At 34.9% G+C, this 18,378-nt stretch carries 13 protein-coding genes; 4 read left to right on the forward strand and 9 right to left on the reverse strand.

Annotation, left to right across the window (positions count from 1 at the left end):
• Positions 1 to 101 precede the first annotated feature (101 nt).
• On the forward strand, positions 102 to 494 hold the full coding sequence (locus tag HMPREF9018_RS00980) for a DUF3127 domain-containing protein (protein WP_008446791.1): 393 nt from the start codon (positions 102 to 104) through the stop codon (positions 492 to 494).
• Positions 495 to 626: 132 nt separating this feature from the next.
• On the opposite strand, the gene HMPREF9018_RS00985 is transcribed toward HMPREF9018_RS00980, so the two are convergent.
• The 5 genes from HMPREF9018_RS00985 to HMPREF9018_RS01005 all read right to left on the reverse strand — a co-directional run bounded on the left by HMPREF9018_RS00985 (position 627) and on the right by HMPREF9018_RS01005 (position 7,365).
• Positions 627 to 1,574, reverse strand: coding sequence for a DNA/RNA non-specific endonuclease (locus HMPREF9018_RS00985; protein ID WP_008446772.1), 948 nt, complete (start codon positions 1,572 to 1,574; stop codon positions 627 to 629).
• Positions 1,575 to 1,716: 142 nt separating this feature from the next.
• A complete protein-coding gene (locus tag HMPREF9018_RS00990) occupies positions 1,717 to 1,968 on the reverse strand; it encodes a type B 50S ribosomal protein L31 (protein ID WP_008446811.1) in 252 nt (83 codons plus the stop codon).
• Between the two features lie 150 nt (positions 1,969 to 2,118).
• On the reverse strand, positions 2,119 to 3,495 hold the full coding sequence (locus HMPREF9018_RS00995; RefSeq protein WP_008446789.1) for a hypothetical protein: 1,377 nt from the start codon (positions 3,493 to 3,495) through the stop codon (positions 2,119 to 2,121).
• A gap of 38 nt (positions 3,496 to 3,533) precedes the next feature.
• Positions 3,534 to 4,760, reverse strand: a complete 1,227-nt coding sequence (locus HMPREF9018_RS01000) for a DUF5689 domain-containing protein (protein ID WP_039863874.1) — start codon at positions 4,758 to 4,760, stop codon at positions 3,534 to 3,536.
• Between the two features lie 22 nt (positions 4,761 to 4,782).
• Positions 4,783 to 7,365: a hypothetical protein gene (locus tag HMPREF9018_RS01005; RefSeq protein ID WP_008446822.1), complete on the reverse strand. Its 2,583-nt coding sequence runs from the start codon at positions 7,363 to 7,365 to the stop codon at positions 4,783 to 4,785.
• 209 nt (positions 7,366 to 7,574) lie between these two features.
• Here HMPREF9018_RS01005 and HMPREF9018_RS01010 point away from each other — a divergent pair, with 209 nt between their 5' ends.
• Genes HMPREF9018_RS01010 through udk form a run of 3 tightly spaced genes read left to right on the forward strand, consistent with a single transcriptional unit; the run spans position 7,575 to position 9,920 of the window.
• Positions 7,575 to 8,624 (forward strand): endonuclease/exonuclease/phosphatase family protein, encoded by a 1,050-nt coding sequence (locus HMPREF9018_RS01010; protein WP_008446816.1) that lies wholly within the window; start codon positions 7,575 to 7,577, stop codon positions 8,622 to 8,624.
• A gap of 40 nt (positions 8,625 to 8,664) precedes the next feature.
• Positions 8,665 to 9,252, forward strand: a complete 588-nt coding sequence (locus HMPREF9018_RS01015) for a uracil-DNA glycosylase family protein (protein WP_008446764.1) — start codon at positions 8,665 to 8,667, stop codon at positions 9,250 to 9,252.
• Between the two features lie 44 nt (positions 9,253 to 9,296).
• On the forward strand, positions 9,297 to 9,920 hold the full coding sequence (gene udk / locus HMPREF9018_RS01020) for a uridine kinase (protein ID WP_008446776.1): 624 nt from the start codon (positions 9,297 to 9,299) through the stop codon (positions 9,918 to 9,920).
• A gap of 114 nt (positions 9,921 to 10,034) precedes the next feature.
• On the opposite strand, the gene HMPREF9018_RS01025 is transcribed toward udk, so the two are convergent.
• The 4 genes from HMPREF9018_RS01025 to hflX all read right to left on the reverse strand — a co-directional run bounded on the left by HMPREF9018_RS01025 (position 10,035) and on the right by hflX (position 17,880).
• Positions 10,035 to 11,675 carry a fumarate hydratase gene (locus HMPREF9018_RS01025; protein WP_008446826.1) on the reverse strand — a complete coding sequence of 547 codons (1,641 nt, stop codon included), beginning with the start codon at positions 11,673 to 11,675 and terminating at the stop codon, positions 10,035 to 10,037.
• 68 nt (positions 11,676 to 11,743) lie between these two features.
• Positions 11,744 to 14,698: a M16 family metallopeptidase gene (locus tag HMPREF9018_RS01030; RefSeq protein ID WP_008446766.1), complete on the reverse strand. Its 2,955-nt coding sequence runs from the start codon at positions 14,696 to 14,698 to the stop codon at positions 11,744 to 11,746.
• Between the two features lie 20 nt (positions 14,699 to 14,718).
• A complete protein-coding gene (locus HMPREF9018_RS01035) occupies positions 14,719 to 16,575 on the reverse strand; it encodes a DUF4954 family protein (RefSeq protein WP_008446834.1) in 1,857 nt (618 codons plus the stop codon).
• Between the two features lie 48 nt (positions 16,576 to 16,623).
• Entirely contained in the window at positions 16,624 to 17,880 is a 1,257-nt protein-coding gene (gene hflX, locus HMPREF9018_RS01040) for a GTPase HflX (protein ID WP_008446793.1), read from the reverse strand.
• Positions 17,881 to 18,378: the final 498 nt, after the last annotated feature.

An 18,378-nucleotide genomic window follows, 5' to 3' on the forward strand; every position in this document is an offset into this window, starting at 1 on the left:
AAACACATATCATTAACAAAAATAGATAGTAAAAGTTTCGATTTTTAGAACTATTTTAGTAATTTCGCAGACAGAATAATAAAATAAAAACGATAAAATATATGGATTTGACTGGTAAAGTTATTGCTGTTTTGCCTCCACGTGAAGGAACTTCAGCGCGTGGTGCATGGAAATCGCAAGAATATGTTATTGAAACTCATGACCAATATCCACGTAAGATGGTCTTTAATATCTTTGGAGCTGACAAAATAGATCAGTTTGCTATAAAAGCCGGAGAAGAACTAACCGTAAGTTTCGATATTGATGCTCATGAATATAATGGTCGTTGGTTTAACAATATACGTGCTTGGAATATTCAGCGTATAGATGCTGCTGCTGCACAAGCTGCTAGTCCTGTACCTGCAGCACAACCCAAAGCTGAAACTCCACAACAAGCTACTCCCTTTCCTCCTGCTACTGAAAGTACTGAGTCGACAGACGACCTCCCGTTCTAAATAATATAATATTATAAATATAATAAATATGATTAAGGCTCAGCAGGTAATACTTGCTGAGCCTTTTCTTACTATAGTAAAAAGAATAAAGAGAAAAATATCTTTATTACCTTACCTTTGGCACTTACTTTATTATTTAATATTCCACATAACAGCCATTTGCTCTGAAGTCATATTCTCAAAATAATCTTGATCTTCTTTTGAGAACCTTGCAAAAAAGTTAATCCCAGTCAACTTTTCTATCTCACGAATAGGTTTTAAGAAGGTTTTCATCTGCCCCCTTGCATCTGACTTTTTATGCTCTATCCAAAAAGATAACGCCTTATAACTCCACTTTCCATTAATATCTTTATACTTCAATACCTGTAAAGAATAAAAATACTTCGGAACTATCAATCCTCTAACATTCTCTTTTATCTGATCAGGATTATCAATAGTGCATCCACGAACCACGAACATAGTGTCTATATTACTTACGTTTATAGCCTCTCTAAACTTACTTCTAACTAAATCCTCCATAAGAGCCCAAGCACCAGGAGAAGCATTAAAACTATTTTGAATCTGAGGAGCCATATTTGTTAGATAAAACGTTTGCTTCTGTGCTTCTTCATCACTTTTTCTATCAGCAGAAGCTATAAGATGCCCATGACTATATCCACTTCCTTTAATTAAATCCTTTAAAAACTCAGTAGAGGAAAACTTAGGATCAAACAGATAATTGGTTTTACTTTTACCCTTCCCCTCAGTTTTCCCATAACGTGGGATATTACCAAAAACATTATGACTATTCATTTGAAAAGCTACCCAACGTGTGGCTTGTTTATCCTTATCAAACTCTACAGTATAATTTACCTCGCCATTTTTAAGCTTATGCGTTACTACTTTACTATTGCCTCCATGAAAAGAAGGTAACTCGGAAAGCGATTTTATAACCGTAACACCATCACTTGGCACTTTAGGCTTACCACCTCTATCTATATTATAAGCCAACACCCTACCCTCGTCATCTACTGTGCATGAAAAAAGATTTAGGACCAAAGCAAACGACAGAGAGAATACAAAGATTGATGATTTTTTCATTTTCTGTTCCTCTAAATAGTTAATATACTTATTATATACATTATCAATTATATAAACACAAAGATAACAAATAAAATGCGAATGAACGCATATGCAACTACGTTTATTCGCATTTTATTATTATATATAAAAATGTATTAAGCTACTTCTTTAACTTACCATAGCGGTGCATAAAGCGGTCTACACGACCAGCTGTATCAACAAGCTTACTCTTACCTGTATAAAAAGGATGAGAGGTACTTGAGATTTCTACTTTTACCAAAGGGTAAGTTTCGCCTTCAAAATCTACTGTTTCTGTTGATTTACATGTAGACTGTGAAAGGAACATATCACCGTTAGACATATCCTTAAATACGACGGGGCGATAGTTTTCTGGATGAATACCTTTTTTCATTTTATTTTTCTATTTAATTTTATAATAACCTTTTTATTTGTTAAGTATAGCTCATTCTTATACCAATAAGCACTTAACAGGGTGCAAAATTACAAATATTTATGCACTTGTCCAAATATTTTAAAAACTAAATATATTATACCCATAAGATTAATTAGCGTAAACTATCTTAATGGACTTAATTCGTAATTGGATTCCTTTAGAAGTGCTTTCAAAATCATTAACAATCTTTACTTTATTAGAAGACAATCCATTAAACTGCACCTCTGACAAACTTACTTTTGTTATCTTAACCTTATTACTGCCACTTTCTGCATAAGCTATATCATTACCATTATAAGTTTTTTTCTTTTTTACATCTATTATAATAACGATCTGCTTAATAACCTTTGAGCATTCTATAGTTAAAGAATTCTTAGCATACATTCTCATAGTATGACCTTCTGCGAAATATTTAGGAGGAGTAAAACCACCATTCTGAGCAAATGTAAGCTTTGTGCCATCTTTAGCTTCGTAAGATACATCTGTTTTATCTTCCTTGCCAAAATCTGAACAATCAATGATCGTTTCCGCACCAACAGGTGTCGTTGGATTAGTATTAGGATCTTCTTGAAGAGGAGTAGCACCTTCACCAGTTATATTAACTATCACACTTCCCCTATCCATTTCATAAATAGTCTTTTCTTGATTAGTTTTTTTATCTTTCTTTTGGAAAGGCATAAGGTATCCCTTTACAATAACAGTTTGACCTTTTTTCAAATCTGTATTAGCAGAAAACTTAACTCCACCTTTATTTAAACCTGCGTAAATCTGAATTTCCTCTGTACTTCCATCTGTCTTAATTTTATAAGATAAAGAACCATCATTATTTACTTTATTCCAAACATCAGTGATAACACCCTTTACATAAGCCTGTGCTGCCAACTTAGAATTAGATTCTTTAATCTTAGCTACTGCTTGATCTGTTGTCCATGCTGTAGCTTCTGTATTTAAATCGGGTAAAATAGGAGGAGTAGCTCCCTTTATCAAACTAACAATTTTGCTAGTTTTATCTACTTCCATTATAGTTTTACCTGTTTTTTTATTAGTATAACTCTTCAAATTACCTATAAGAACAACTTGATCTCCTACATTAAGATCTGTTTCTGCTTTAAAATCTGCACCATTAAGACCTTTACCAGAATATACCTGAATATATTCTGTATTACCTTTTTCGTCAACAATATTATAGGAAATGCTCTTATATGTAGAATTATAAGCTATTACCTTGTTTATTATACCCTTTACATATGCCAAGCCTTTTACACTACCATTTGCATCTTTTATCTTCTGTATAGCTTGAGCTACTGTCCATGCTGTTTCCTGAGTATTTAATATATCAGTAGTAGCACTACCACCACCTGTATTAGGATTAGGATTTTTACTTTCATCATAGTTAATACTATAAGGTGCTGGAACATCCTCACAACTTGTAAAAGCAATAACTGTTAACGTTATAGCCAATAATGGAATTAATACCTTCTTCATCTTATTTATTTTTCTAATTTGTAAGAATAATCTGTTTTTTATTTTATAGAGATTAGTCTATTATTTTTATCTATCTCCTTTGTACCTTTATAATTTATAAGCATACCACATACTACTACTTGCTTACCTACTACCAGTGTTTCAGATGAAGAAAACTTAGCTCCATCTAAATTTAACCCCCCAAACACCTTTAGTTCCGTATTAGACTTACCATCATCTGAAATAAAATAAGTACATGACCCGGCTGGGGCATAAAAACTATTACTTGGAACCGTTGAAATTATACCTTTTACATACCATTCTTTGTCCCCTGCATTACCACTCTGGATTAAAGCTAAAGCACGAGTAACATCAAAAGGTTCAGCCTTTGTTCCCTTACCTTTACCTACTAAACCTACTAAAGGATCTATAACAGTAGCATTCTCAACATCACTAAGCGAACGTGTTATAATTTCCCACTGATCATTAAAACGCTTAAATATTCCTGTGATATTTACCTTACCTTTAGGAACTTCTACACCTGCGAATTTGGCAAAATTGCTATTATACATTACCAATTTCTTGTCGTCTATCCCTACTAATGACCAGCTTACGCTACCTGCACCACTATTACGATTAGCATAAGTCTGTATGTTGCTCTTAGAATTATAATCATAACCAGATTTTAAGATAACATTCTTTATAACTCCAAGTTTTCCCGCATCATCATTTATATTCCATTTATTTATATCAAATGCTTCAGCCTCTACCTTATTATTAATACTAATAATCTTATAATGTTTATCCCACGCTAACTTACTTATTCTGCCTATAGAAACAGTCCCTTTAGAGCTTACAGATGGCACACCAATCTGTGGTTGTAAACCATAATTACCTATATAAAGGTCTTTTAAGCTTACCAATATTTCTGTTCCTATTGGCAAATATCCATAAATAGCACTTTGTCCTAACGAGATAATTATTGCACCTGTTTTATCTTGAATAACTATTTCGTTATACACATTACCCTCCTTATCCGAACTGGTTACAATGCCCTTTAGCTGTATATCATCAACTATTTTTTCATAACCGTTCCTTGTTGAAATAGGATTTGTATATTTCTGTTTTAACTGAGCTATTGTAAGCACATTGGTTTCCTTTAACTCATTACTGCCATAATAACGCTCTTTTCCACCTATTGGTGTATCTGCATAATCCTTACCCATACAAGAAGAGAGGATTATTATTACAGTTGCGGCTATCGTTAAAAAATTAAATTTCCTCATAAAATAATTGTATAGTATGTATTTAGAATTTATAAGCAATATTCAACATTCCGTTAATGCCATAAGCATAATATAACTTAGGATTCTTTCCAAAATCATAAGCCCTAATAGTAGTAGTTCCAGTTCTCTGATTAATAGTATAGCTACTTCTACCATACTCATAACCGCCACTTATTATCTTCTGATTATTTAAAATATTTGTTACCATCAAATTAATTGACAAGCTGTGATGCCCTATATATATATTCTTTCCTATAGAAGCATCAAGCATAAAGCCTCCTTTTCCTTTTGCTTGAGGAGCAGGATTATAATAGCCCTCTGCATCAATACCACCAAGAGCAGTTCCCATAGTACGCAATGTAGAGCCATAACGCATACTTGGAGAATAAGATAAATATATACGATCGTAATAATTACCTACTACATCTATAAACCAGCCACCTTTATGAAAGCTCAATATACCACTATATACTGATAACGGAGTATTAGCTTCACGCATTCCATCATTATAAACAACATCTTTATAGAAAGTACTCTTAGTAGAATTCATGTAAACAACATCTGCATTATTTACATTTTTTGCTTCCTGCCATGTAGCAAGAGTCTTGAAATTTAAGAAATTTGTCAATTTAAAATCTAAGCCTAACTCAAAACCATATAAACTTTTCTTTATATTAGTCATACTGATATAAGTAAAAGAATTAACATCATCATAGAAGAAATTTTGCCATTCTGTAACATGAGTTAAACGATTATAATATGTACTCAAGTTTGCATGTAACCAGCTTCCGCTATATTGATAACTAAGTTCTGAAGAAAACACATGTTCGTTGCGTAAGTTTTCAACAAAATCATTATTCATCTCAGGAGATACGAACGCATCTCTTCCTTCTGGCGCACGATGCTCATAGCCAAGACCTACAGATAGTGCGTTACCTCCGCTCAAAGTTATTGTACCACTACCCTTTATGCCACCAGAAATAAAATTAGCTTGACGACTCTTACCAAAAGAATTATTAGCAAACAAGCCATTACGCATATTACCTACACGATACATATTGTCAAATCCTAATCTTGCTGCTAACACATAAAATACATTACCATAAGTTTGTGCAAAATTAGTCCAAACATTAACCTTTCGCACATTAATATTATAATCATACCCAAAGCGATCACCCTCATAAACAAGTTTACCTAACCCATTTACGCCCATAGTATTCAAATCATACTGCGTGCGAGGATCACCTGAAGGATATGTTCCCACAGCATAAGTATTTATATTATGATATTTCTTAGCACCTAACATATCTTCCATAGTCTGATAATGGTGTCCTAAATTTTGAGCTAAGACAACACCTACGTTTAACACTTTCTCTTTTCCTAAATGATTGGTCAATGTAGAAGCTAAACTTGTTGTCATATTACGGTCTTGCCTTGCCTGCAAGAAATAAAGAGCATCTTGCCCATTAGCAGCTGCCTGACGGTTAGAATAATAAAGGCGATCCCATTGTATCTGACGATTATTCTTATTCCTCCAATAATCTACTGCATCCTCCCAGTCTTTATATGCCTGTGCTGTGCGATAACGACTATCATGCTCATTCCAAACATCAAAGAAATTGCTTGGCATATTTTTCCAGTAATCAGGAGCAGGATTTTCTGCATTATTATAGTTAAGCTTCGTGCTCTTATAAATTCCATATTTAGCAAACAAAGAAGTTGTCAGCTTTAATTTCTTATTAATATCCCAGTCCCATGTTAAGATACCTGAAGGAGAATAGTCGTTAATAACACGACTATTACGTTTAACCCCATTCTGATACCCCCAATAAGGATTATACTGAAAATCATTAGCTAACCAATAAGCCTCTTCTGTGCTTGCTCCTTGTCCTGCACGCTCAGTAGGATTACCCCATGTAGACAAACTCAAAGAATGCCCATTATCCCATTTTTTCTGTACCCCGAAATAATAAGATAACGAATTATAAAAAGTACCTTCTACATAACCACGATTAGCCCAACGATAACCTATACTTGCCGCAACAGCCCAACCATTATTATTAAAACCACTGGCATAATTATACATTCCTCTAAAAGTATAATTTCTATTAGCAGCAGATAATGTAAGTCGTTGCCCTGCAGGCATAGAACCTGCACGGAAATTATAATTATTACTTCCTGCAATACCTGTCATAGAGAAATTATTACTCTCAAAAGGCAAAGCAAAGTCAACATTACGTGTCTGCTGGTTAATGCCACCTACCATAGAATAGCGGAATTGCCCACTTTCCAAATCATTAACAGGAGTGCCATTAATATAAATCTCATTATACTTTTGATTTAAAGCACGGTATCTAAAACGCATAGGAGAATAAAGATAGCCTACCTGCGAAGCATAAACATTACTTCCCGAAGTTAAGATAATAGCATTATCACTCATAGGGTTCTCTTCATTAATCTGAGCTTCAGAGAAAGTAAACAAAGACTCCTCTATTGGCTTTATAGTTTGTTCCTGCTGAGTAGTAGTCTTTTTTGTAGTATTCTGAGCAAATACTGCCACTGAACTACATACTGCGATAACCGCTAATGTCAGCTTTTTCTGCATAATATTATTGTATTAAAGTATGTTATATTGTAATTGCAAAGTAATAAAATATATTTTAAATATAAAAATACTTTGAGTTAAAACTTATCCACAATTACAATTATCTCAAATTAATTAGCGACATTTGCAAAAGAATAATATCCGAACTTGCCTAAGGGCATGTTTGCATAGATAAGATACGTATAAATGTTAATTAAATTATTATAAGAATGAAAAAACTATCTTTACTTTCAATCTCATTATTGCTTTGTGTTATAAGTACTTTTGCACAAAGAAAATATTCCGTTTATGCTGTGGGTTTTTACAATCAAGAAAACTTATTTGACTATACACACGATAAAGGGAAAAATGATTACGACTTTACTCCTAATGGAAGCTATCATTGGAATAAAATGAAATATAGCCATAAGCTCGCTAATATGTCGCGAGTTTTATCAGAAATGGGCACTGATGTCCTACCAAAAGTAGGATGCGCTTTTATCGGATTAGCTGAATGTGAAAACGATCATGTTGTAAAAGATCTCGTAGCACAACCTGCCCTTGCACAACGTGGATATAAATATATACATATAGAAGGACCTGACCGACGAGGTATTGATTGTGCTTTTATTTACCAACCAAAACTTTTTACAGTTCGTAATACAAAGCTTATACCTTACATATACGAATTAGCCAAAGACAGTGCACATGCTACCCGTGGCTTCCTAACTATTAGTGGAACTATGGCTAACGAACATGTTTCTGTTATTGTATGCCACTTGCCAAGTCGTGGGGCAAGTTCATACTACCGCGAGCTGGGAGCAAAACAAATAAAAGTGATAAAAGACTCTTTGCTACAAGAGGATCCTAACTGCAAAGTTATAGTAATGGGAGATATGAATGACGACCCTACTAATGCTTCTATGCACAAATATCTTTCTGCGAAAGCCGAAATATCTGAAGTGGGTACAAACGATATGTATAACCCATGGTATAACATACTTGTGAAACAAGGCACTGGAACATTACAATATCAAGGGAGATGGAACTTATTTGATCAAATTATCCTATCACCTAACTTTCTAAATAAAAATGGATCTAAAGACTTTACTACACTAAAATATTGGAAAAATCAAATATTTAAGCGTGATTATCTTTTCCAGCAAGAGGGTAAATATAAAGGTAATACCAAACGTACTACAGCAGGAGGAGTTTGGCTCGACGGATACTCTGACCATCTTCCTACAGTAGTTTATATCGTAAAAGAACAAATAAAATAGGATTATATAATAAAAATATAAAACACATATATTATTTCCTATGTTAGAAACAGAATCGCACCCCTTTAAGCCATGGCTGCCCAAACATGCTAAAATACTGATGCTGGGCACTTTCCCTCCTGCACCAAAACGTTGGTGTATGCCATGGTATTATCCTAATTTCACAAATGATATGTGGCGTATTTTGGGGCTTATCTTTAAGAGAGATAAGTTTGCCTTCGTTGATCAAATAAACAAAACTTACCGTCTTAACAGTATAAAGGAAATGCTTTTAGAGCAAGGAATAGCTATATTTGATACAGCTCAGCGCATTCGCCGTACAAAAGGAACTGCTTCTGACAAGGATCTTGAAATAGTAGAGCCTACTAACTTTAACAAAATACTACATTCTCTACCACAATGTAAGGCTATTGTAACAGCAGGACAAGTTGCTACAGATATCATATCTCAGCACTATAATATCAATGCTAAACACCTTAAAATGGGAGAAAATGTTTCTTTTATGTTTGAAGAACGCACTATACTACTTTACAGAGAACCAAGTAGCAGTAGGGCTTTTCCTATGAAAATAGAAAAGAAAGCTAAATATTACGAAGATATGTTTAGACAATTAGGCATAAAAAAGTAGCTATACTATAAACAAATAAATATCTATCAACAAGTAATAAAACAATGAAAAAGATAACTATAATAGGAATTGCAGGCGGTACAGGATCAGGAAAAAGTACCGTAGTACGAAAAATAGTAGAAGCCTTGCCACCAGACTATGTTGCTGTAGTACCACTCGACTCTTACTATAATGATACCACCTCACTTACAGAGGAAGAGCGTAAAGCTATAAATTTCGATCACCCTGATGCCTTCGACTGGAAACTTCTCATAAAACACGTTAATGAGTTACGCAACGGAATAGCTTGTGAACAACCCACTTACAGCTATATTCTAAGTAATCGTTTGCCTGAAACCATACATGTAGAGCCTAAGCCTGTTATAATTATAGAAGGTATTATGACTCTTAATAATAAAAAGCTACGCGACATGATGGACCTTAAAATATTTGTCGACGCCGACTCTGATGAGCGTCTTATTCGTAACATACAACGTGATACCATAGATCGTGGAAGAACAGTATCGATGGTTGTAGACCGTTATCTTAAAGTATTAAAGCCCATGCACGAACAGTTTATAGAGCCTACCAAACGATACGCCGATCTTATTATTCCGCAAGGAGGCGAAAACCATACTGGCATAGGCATTCTTTGCAAGTATATAGAAGGGTTAATACCTACTATGTAACATGAGCAAAGCAACACATACAGCTTTTATAAATATTTAATAGCTTAGAATTATAAAAAAGGTTATGTTCCTATTAAAGAAACATAACCTTTATTTTTCTTAACGACTTCACTACTAACAGCTACAACCTGTCCATGGTTTCAACTCTTTAAAGAAATCATGACCTTTATCATCTACAAGGATAAAAGCAGGGAAATCTTCTACCTCTATTTTCCAAACAGCTTCCATACCTAACTCTGGATATTCTACACACTCTATACTCTTTATGCAACTACGTGAAAGGACTGCAGCCACACCTCCTATAGTACCTAAATAAAAACCTCCATGCTTCTTACAAGCATCAGTTACTACCTGCGTACGGTTACCCTTTGCTATCATTACTAAAGAGCCACCATGATCCATAAACTCGTCTACATACGGATCCATACGATTAGCCGTAGTAGGTCCCATTGAGCCACAAGGCAAACCTGCTGGCGTTTTTGCAGGACCTGCATACAATACAGGATAATCCTTAATATACTGTGGCAAGTCTTCACCAGCATCTAAACGAGCTTTGAGCTTAGCATGAGCTATATCTCGCGCAACTATAATTGTACCTTTAAGATTAACACGTGTAGAAACTGGATATTTTGTAAGCTCTTTACGCACAGCGTCCATACCTTCGTTTAGATCTATCTCTATACCTTTAGTACCCTCTCCTGGCTTGCGATATTCTTCAGGTATCAATTCACCAGGATTAGTATCCATCTTCTCTATCCATATACCTTCCTTGTTAATCTTTGCCTTAATATTACGATCGGCAGAACAACTTACTCCCATTCCTATAGGGCAACTTGCTCCGTGACGTGGCAAACGTATAATACGAATATCATGTGCAAGATATTTACCTCCAAACTGTGCGCCTAATCCTATCTTATAAGCCTCCTTTAAAATCTTTTTCTCAAGATCTATATCACGAAAAGCACGACCAGTTTCATCACCTGTCGTTGGTAAATTATCGTAATATTTAATACTACCCAGTTTTACTGTCAAAAGATTTTTCTCCGCAGAAGTACCACCTATAACAAAACAAATATGATAAGGAGGACAAGCTGCTGTTCCTAAACTCTTCATCTTCTCTACCAAGAAAGGTATCAATGTGCCCTCATTCTGAATAGTAGCCTTTGTCATTGGGTAGAAATAAGTTTTATTAGCCGAACCTCCACCTTTAGCTACCATAACAAATTTATACTCTGCACCCTCTGTAGCTTCTATATCTATCTGGGCAGGAAGGTTACACTTTGTGTTTACCTCGTCGTACATGTTTAATGGAGCGTTTTGAGAATAACGCAGATTTTCTCCTGTAAAAGTATTAAAAACACCACGAGAAAGAGCTTCCTCATCATCGAAACCTGTCCAAACCTGCTGTCCCTTCTCTCCATGTATAATAGCAGTACCTGTGTCTTGACAGAATGGTAATACGCCCTTTACTGCTGTCTCGGCATTGCGTAGGAACTGAAGTGCCACATATTTATCGTTCTCTGAAGCCTCAGGATCGGTAAGTACTTTTGCTACCTGCTTATTGTGAGCGCGACGAAGCATAAACTCACAATCGTGAAAAGCCTGTTGTGCTAAAAGAGTCAAAGCCTCTTTACTTACCTTTAGAATTTCTTTGCCTTCGAAATTAGACACACTAACTCCTTCTTTCGATAATAGGCGATACTCTGTATCGTCCTTGCCCAATTGGAACATTGGTGCATACTTAAACTCTGCCATAATGTTTTTTGTTTTGTAGCCATGCGCACCAATGCATAATATAACATTGATGCGCTAATATATATATTTTAGTTGTTAATAATTTTATTGTTTTCTCCAAAAAGCTGCTCAGTAGAAATATGCTGCACTGGAGCTATTTTCTCTAATGCTTTCATATCAAGCTCTTTTTCATTGCCAAGTATTATATATTTATAAGGCTTATTAGCTATATATTTCTTAGCAAAATCTACTATATCTTTTAATGAAAGTTTTGGCAACTCTTCATAAACTAACTCCGTAATATCTTTATCTAAACCAAAGCGTTTTGCATTAAGATATGAATTAAGAATATTAAATTTTGTTACTCTACGAGATGCTATCCTCTTCATTACACTCTGCTTTGCCACATCTACATTAACCTCACGTTCAGGAATATTGTTAAGCAAGTTATTAAACTCATTTATACAATCACTCATCTTATCGTTTTGTGTTATTATATAAGTATAAAACTTCTCACTATCATCAGGACGCTCAGGAGATGTATAAGATGCACTTGCCGAATAAGCCAACCCTCGTGCTTCACGCAATTCTTGGAAAACAATAGCATTCATACTACCACCAAAATACTCATTAAAAAGAGTAATTATAGGCAAATGTTGTGCTTGCCACTTAACACCTTCGTTATGAATCTGCATCATATAAATATTCTTAGCATCATATGGAGCTAAGAGCACTTCGTTTTTTGTTGTAAGCTGCTGTACATAAGGCTTACCTGTTGGCACCTTTGCAAGATGCTTAACATCGGCAGATTGATAATTTCTACTAATAACCTTATTAAGCTCTGCTATTGAAGAAGGGCCATAATACATGATGGTATGCTCATAGCTTTTTAGTTTTTTTATCTCAGAAAGCAACTCTTGAGGGTTCATTTTACGTAGTTCTTCCACAGAAATACGATTAGTAGTGCCATTATAAGCACCATAGGAAGCATAGGCAAATAGAGCATTAAAATTACTTCTTTGCGATTTCTTCTCGTCTAAACGGTTCTTTTCTACTGATGATACATATTTATCGTAAGCCTGTTTATCTACCTTTGCGTTATCCATAAGGTCATTGACAACTTTCAAAACCTCTGGCAAATTCTCGTTTAACCCATATAGCTTAATATAAGTACGATCTCTTGTTACATATATACCATATTCACAAGCCAGCTTATATAACTTCTGCTTTATCTGCTCATTTGATAGCTTATTTGTACCCAAATAGTCAATATAATTGCTTGCATACCATAGCTTATTATTATTTTCGGTACCTATGGGCAACACAAAGGTAAGCTGAAACAAATCGTCTTGCGTATTCTTCTTATATAATAGAGGTAAACCTCTCTTTGTTTTTGTTATCGTAAGATCTTTTTTATAATTAACAAAAACAGGTTTTATAGGGTCTACATGTATATTCTTTACCTCCTTTATAAAGTCGCTCTGCTTATCATTGTTAGTAGGAATGGGCGTAATGGCTGGTTTTTCTACCTTTTTAATAGTATTATCCTCGCCTTGTTCCTTAAAAACAGTAACAAAGTTGCTCGTAAAAAAGCGATTAGCAAAACTAACTATTTCCGACTTAGTCATTTTAGATATACGTTCTAAAGTGCTTGCTTTCTGCTCCCATGGGATATTATTAATAAACGCATCTACGAAATAACTGCATCGGGTATCATTGCTTTCTAAACTCTTATAAACATCTCGCTTAATGTTATTAATAACAGAAGACACAAGATCGTCAGCGAAATCTCCCTTTTTAAGTTTATCTATCTCAGAAAGCATTAACCTTCTTACATCTTCCAAAGATTGTCCTTTATTAGGCGATCCAAACACTTCAAAGCTACTATAATCATTAAGTGTAGATGCAGACGCCTGTGCATATTGCAATCTCATCTTACTATTAAGATTTAAATCGAAAATGCCAGCAGTACCATTGTTAAGCATCTCCTTAATAACCATTAAGGTATCGTTTTGTAAGCTCTTAGCAGCTTCAGCTCTCCAAGCCATTGCCACATAAGCAGCTTCTTTACCATATATAGTAGTATCTACTGGAGCTATCATCTTAGTAAGAGCAGGATACTGCGGTGCTCTCACCTCGCCATAACCCTTCCACTTACCAAAATACTTTTCTATAGATGCCACTGCCTTATCTGGATCTATATCACCAGCTAAGCAAATAGCTACATTGTTAGGAACGTAATATTTCTTAAAATAATTTTTTATATTAGTTATAGAAGGGTTTTTAAGATGATCGCCTACACCTATTGTTGTCTGTGTCCCATAAGGATGATTAGGGAACAGCTTTGCCATTAGTGCTGTAAACATCTTACGACCATCTTTTGCCAAACCAATATTATATTCCTCATATACAGCTTCAAGTTCGGTATGAAAACCACGTATCACCATGTTTTGAAAGCGATCTCCCTCTATCTTTGCCCATGTATCTAATTCATTAGAAGGAATATCCACATGATAACAAGTTATATCATTAGAGGTATAAGCATTAGTTCCTACACCTCCTATACCTGCCATCATCTTGTCATATTCATTAGGAATATTATATTTAGCAGCAAGCTGCGATACAGAGTCTATCTCATGGTATAGCTTTTTACGCAAAATAGGATTGGTTACCTTACGATATTCCTCGTACCTCCTCTCTATATCGTCTAATAAAGGTTTCTCTGCAGCATAGTTAGAAGTGCCATAATGAGTAGTGCCTTTAAACATAAGATGCTCTAAATAGTGAGCCAACCCTGTAGTTTCGGCAGGATCGTTACGACTACCAGTACGCACAGCAATATATGCTTGTACACGTGGTTTTTCCTTGTTTACACTAACAAACACTTTCAAGCCATTTTTTAAAGTGTAGATACGGCTTTGCATAGGGTCGCCCTTTACACTTTTATAACTATAGCTTTGCGCCTTTACGCTATATGCAGTGCAAACAGCAACTACACCAATAGCAATTCCTTTTAAAAAGGATAAGAAATTTTTTTGCTTCATATAACTAATAATAAAGTAAATTATTCTTCGTAATCTGTCTCATGATCAAGACTTTTAACAAAGTCGTCAAATACCTCTCTATCGACATCTCCCATGTGAAACTCTTTTTCAGCATCTTTTTTTATCTCTGCTATCCATGCTCGACGAGCGGTAATATAATCGGCTTTTATCTGTGCATCTACCTCCGCTGTTATCTCTTTTACTCCATAATAGTCTTGTATGAGCTTATAGGTCCATGCCCATTGATAAATGCGATAATTATTATTAATGTCTTCAAAACGATCTATCACATCTTGTATCGTCTCTAAAACACCTTCCTTTATATCTTCTACTAAACGTATCTCCTCACTCTTTGGTAATAGCAATCCTGCGAGATCTCCCCATTCCCCTAATCCTTTGTTAGTAATAGGTTTACCAAAAAAGCCTAATTTATGTGCTCTTTTCAAGACTGCTCCCATATATATGCGAAGAGCTATATCGTAATATTTTATACCTTTACGTAAGCTCGAAGCGTTAATAGTATATTCGTGAAAGTTATAACTCGACACATTATCACCACTTGCCTGCCTCAAATTTTCTAAAATAAACTTACCTCTTAATATCTCACCTACAGAGAAAGGCGACAACCAATCAAAATTAACAATACTCTTCTTATGAGCATTTTGCGGGCGCATATCTCTCTTAGACCACTTATGTATATCACGATAAAGCCCTACTGTGGTGATATTACGACCAGGTACAAGAAACATTTTATCAGCCTCAGCAATAAGATATGAAAAAGGTAATGATGTGGTATTAGGGTGGTGCATCAGCTTTCCAAAACATACGGAGAATGTGCCTATAGTGGCTGGCATCAATAGATAGCTACCGCTTGCCGTCTTCGACCCGCGCTCAAGTACTCCCCAGTGCATTGGTCCCATTTTATAAGCATGGTTAGAAAAGTTAGTCCCCGAGCCTGCATTATAAAAAGAAAACATACCACCTATGAGCAACGAGCTTTTATGATGTGATGCAGAAAAAGGACCACAAAAAGCAGCACAAGCCTCACCATTCGACATATATGAGTTAGCAAAAAACACGCTTTGTGATGCCGTAAACCCATTAGAAATATGGCAAGCCTCTCCCACAAAACAATCTTGCATCTTAACACTATTAACTATGCTACTTCCTTCTGATATGATAGAGTTTTCACATATAACCCCTGTTCCTATATATACATTTGCCTTATCGGAACTAAGAATAGTACAATCGCTCAAACGACTCGCTCCTGATATTTCACACTCATTTTGTATAACAGTATTAGTAATCTCACACGTATTAATTACTTTCACATTATTACCCAAAGTTCCACGATCAGGATTAGTGCGGGTTATCTCTTCTTTTATTAAACGGCGAATAGCATTTTTAAGATCTTTATCCCCAAAATACTTTACCATAAAGGCTGCAAACTGACTGTTAAGATCGTGGAAAAGAATAACATTACCATCGCCTACCTCATTGAGTACAGATATAAGATTACCCTCTCCAAAAGAAGCACCCTCTGTGGTTTCCATTACAGAAACATTAGATATAAGACAATCATCGCCTATAGTATAATTGTTAATATAATTTCCTACCTTCTCTATAAGACAATCATTGCCTACGGTAACATTACATAATGTAGCATCATTAATGCCAGAATGCTTCACAAAGTCCTTCGCTATCTTAACATTCTTTTGAAATTTACCTAAACGAATGTCCCCATAAAACATTACACGATGAAAATACTTTGGCAAAAATCCTTCTTCTGCCACAAGTACCCGTTGCCAGTCTTCTGCCCAACAGTTGTTATTTTCAAAAATTATAATCTCTTCTTGTGTCAGTGGTCTATAGCTCATATACAAAGATTTTGAAATTGATAATCATTTTAAATATACCTATCTTGCTTATTCTAAAGTATCTTCTAAAGTGTAAAGAAAATCATTATAAGGATATTTCTGCACATGCATTTCACGTACCATCTTATATAACACTTCTCTAAACTCTACTATATTCTGTTTTTCACGAGCTGATACAAACAAACAGTTACCAGATACTTTTGCCATCCAAGTACGCTTTAAGTCATCAAGAGTAAGATTATTTTTAGTTTCTGGCGTTAGGTCGTCGGCATCTTTGTCCACCCATTTATAATTATCTATTTTGTTAAAAACCAATATAGACGGTTTATCAGCACAGCCAAGATCGGCTAATGTTTTATTAACCACATTTATCTGCTCTTCAAAATCAGAATGGGATATATCTACAACATGAAGTAACAAGTCAGCCTCACGCACCTCATCGAGGGTAGACTTAAAAGAATCGACAAGATCTGTGGGGAGCTTTCTAATAAAACCTACCGTATCGGCTAATAAGAAAGGTAAATTATCTATCACTACTTTACGCACGGTAGTATCGAGGGTAGCAAAGAGCTTATTCTCTGCAAACACCTCGCTCTTAGATAAAAGATTCATTATAGTAGACTTCCCTACATTTGTGTACCCTACCAAAGCCACCCTTATCATACGCCCACGATTCTTACGCTGTGTCTTTTTCTGCTTATCTATCTCTAATAAACGCTCTTTCAACAAAGACATTCTATTAAGAATTATTCGACGATCCATCTCAAGCTGTGTTTCACCAGGACCACGAAGACCTACTGAACCTTTACCCCCACCAGATCCAGAACCACCTCCTTGACGCTCCAAATGGGTCCACAGACGCTGCAAACGTGGAAGCATATATCGATATTGTGCTAATTCTACCTGAGTCTTAGCATTAGCCGTTTGAGCACGCATAGCAAAAATATCTAAAATAAGCGATGTCCTATCAAGGATTTTAACTTCTAACATCTGCTCTATATTACGCATCTGCTTTGCCGATAACTCATCATCAAAAATGACCATTCCTACAGGCTCTTCATCTTCTTCTCTCTGCTTTATGAAGCTGCGTATTTCGTCTAACTTTCCCTTACCAACATAAGTAATAGCACTTGGCCCATTTACTCGCTGCGTAAAACGTTTTATAGTAACAGCTCCTGCAGTATCAGCTAAAAACTCCAGCTCGTCAAGATACTCTTTAGTTTTAGCCTCATCTTGCTGCTGAGTTATTAAACCTACAAGGATAGCACTCTCAGTTTTTACTTCGGATATAACAAATTCCTTCATTTAGTATAGTTTCTTTTCATATAAGCACGCTCTAATATATATATGCACACAGAGCCCACCACCTACTATTTTGCTTACTGCAAAAGTACATTTTGTTTTTGTAAAACCAATACTTAAAAATATAAAAATATATAATAATAATCTTTATAACAAACAAAAAAATTTACCCATTATTTGGATAAAGAATAATTTTATCCAACTTTCTGTCCTAACAAAAGAATATATCACAAAAATAAAAACAAAAAAAACAAGGATTTTAAGAATTATAAATACCCATCTTTTTCCATAATAAACATAACTCTTTTATCATGAAAATATAAATCAGGCATGAGAAAAATAAGTTATTTTTAGTCTGTTTTTAATCTATTTTTAGTATGAAAATAGGTTATTTTTATACTAAAGAAATGCCTTTTTGCCTCTAATAAGATAATCTATTCCCACCTTCTACCTCACTTTTTATAGCTTTATAACTCATCTTCCTATGCACACAAAACAAAT

The organism is Prevotella amnii CRIS 21A-A, from assembly GCF_000177355.1.
Lineage (GTDB): Bacteria > Bacteroidota > Bacteroidia > Bacteroidales > Bacteroidaceae > Prevotella > Prevotella amnii.

What these genes read in the sequence shown, in the direction of transcription:
- HMPREF9018_RS00995 (WP_008446789.1), bottom strand. Translation starts at nt 3,495, where the DNA reads ATGAAGAAGGTATTAATTCCATTATTGGCTATAACGTTAACAGTTATT.
- HMPREF9018_RS01015 (WP_008446764.1), top strand. Translation starts at nt 8,665, where the DNA reads ATGTTAGAAACAGAATCGCACCCCTTTAAGCCATGGCTGCCCAAACAT.
- HMPREF9018_RS01005 (WP_008446822.1), bottom strand. Translation starts at nt 7,365, where the DNA reads ATGCAGAAAAAGCTGACATTAGCGGTTATCGCAGTATGTAGTTCAGTG.
- HMPREF9018_RS00990 (WP_008446811.1), bottom strand. Translation starts at nt 1,968, where the DNA reads ATGAAAAAAGGTATTCATCCAGAAAACTATCGCCCCGTCGTATTTAAG.
- udk (WP_008446776.1), top strand. Translation starts at nt 9,297, where the DNA reads ATGAAAAAGATAACTATAATAGGAATTGCAGGCGGTACAGGATCAGGA.
- hflX (WP_008446793.1), bottom strand. Translation starts at nt 17,880, where the DNA reads ATGAAGGAATTTGTTATATCCGAAGTAAAAACTGAGAGTGCTATCCTT.
- HMPREF9018_RS00980 (WP_008446791.1), top strand. Translation starts at nt 102, where the DNA reads ATGGATTTGACTGGTAAAGTTATTGCTGTTTTGCCTCCACGTGAAGGA.
- HMPREF9018_RS01030 (WP_008446766.1), bottom strand. Translation starts at nt 14,698, where the DNA reads ATGAAGCAAAAAAATTTCTTATCCTTTTTAAAAGGAATTGCTATTGGT.
- HMPREF9018_RS00985 (WP_008446772.1), bottom strand. Translation starts at nt 1,574, where the DNA reads ATGAAAAAATCATCAATCTTTGTATTCTCTCTGTCGTTTGCTTTGGTC.
- HMPREF9018_RS01035 (WP_008446834.1), bottom strand. Translation starts at nt 16,575, where the DNA reads ATGAGCTATAGACCACTGACACAAGAAGAGATTATAATTTTTGAAAAT.
- HMPREF9018_RS01010 (WP_008446816.1), top strand. Translation starts at nt 7,575, where the DNA reads ATGAAAAAACTATCTTTACTTTCAATCTCATTATTGCTTTGTGTTATA.
- HMPREF9018_RS01025 (WP_008446826.1), bottom strand. Translation starts at nt 11,675, where the DNA reads ATGGCAGAGTTTAAGTATGCACCAATGTTCCAATTGGGCAAGGACGAT.
- HMPREF9018_RS01000 (WP_039863874.1), bottom strand. Translation starts at nt 4,760, where the DNA reads ATGAGGAAATTTAATTTTTTAACGATAGCCGCAACTGTAATAATAATC.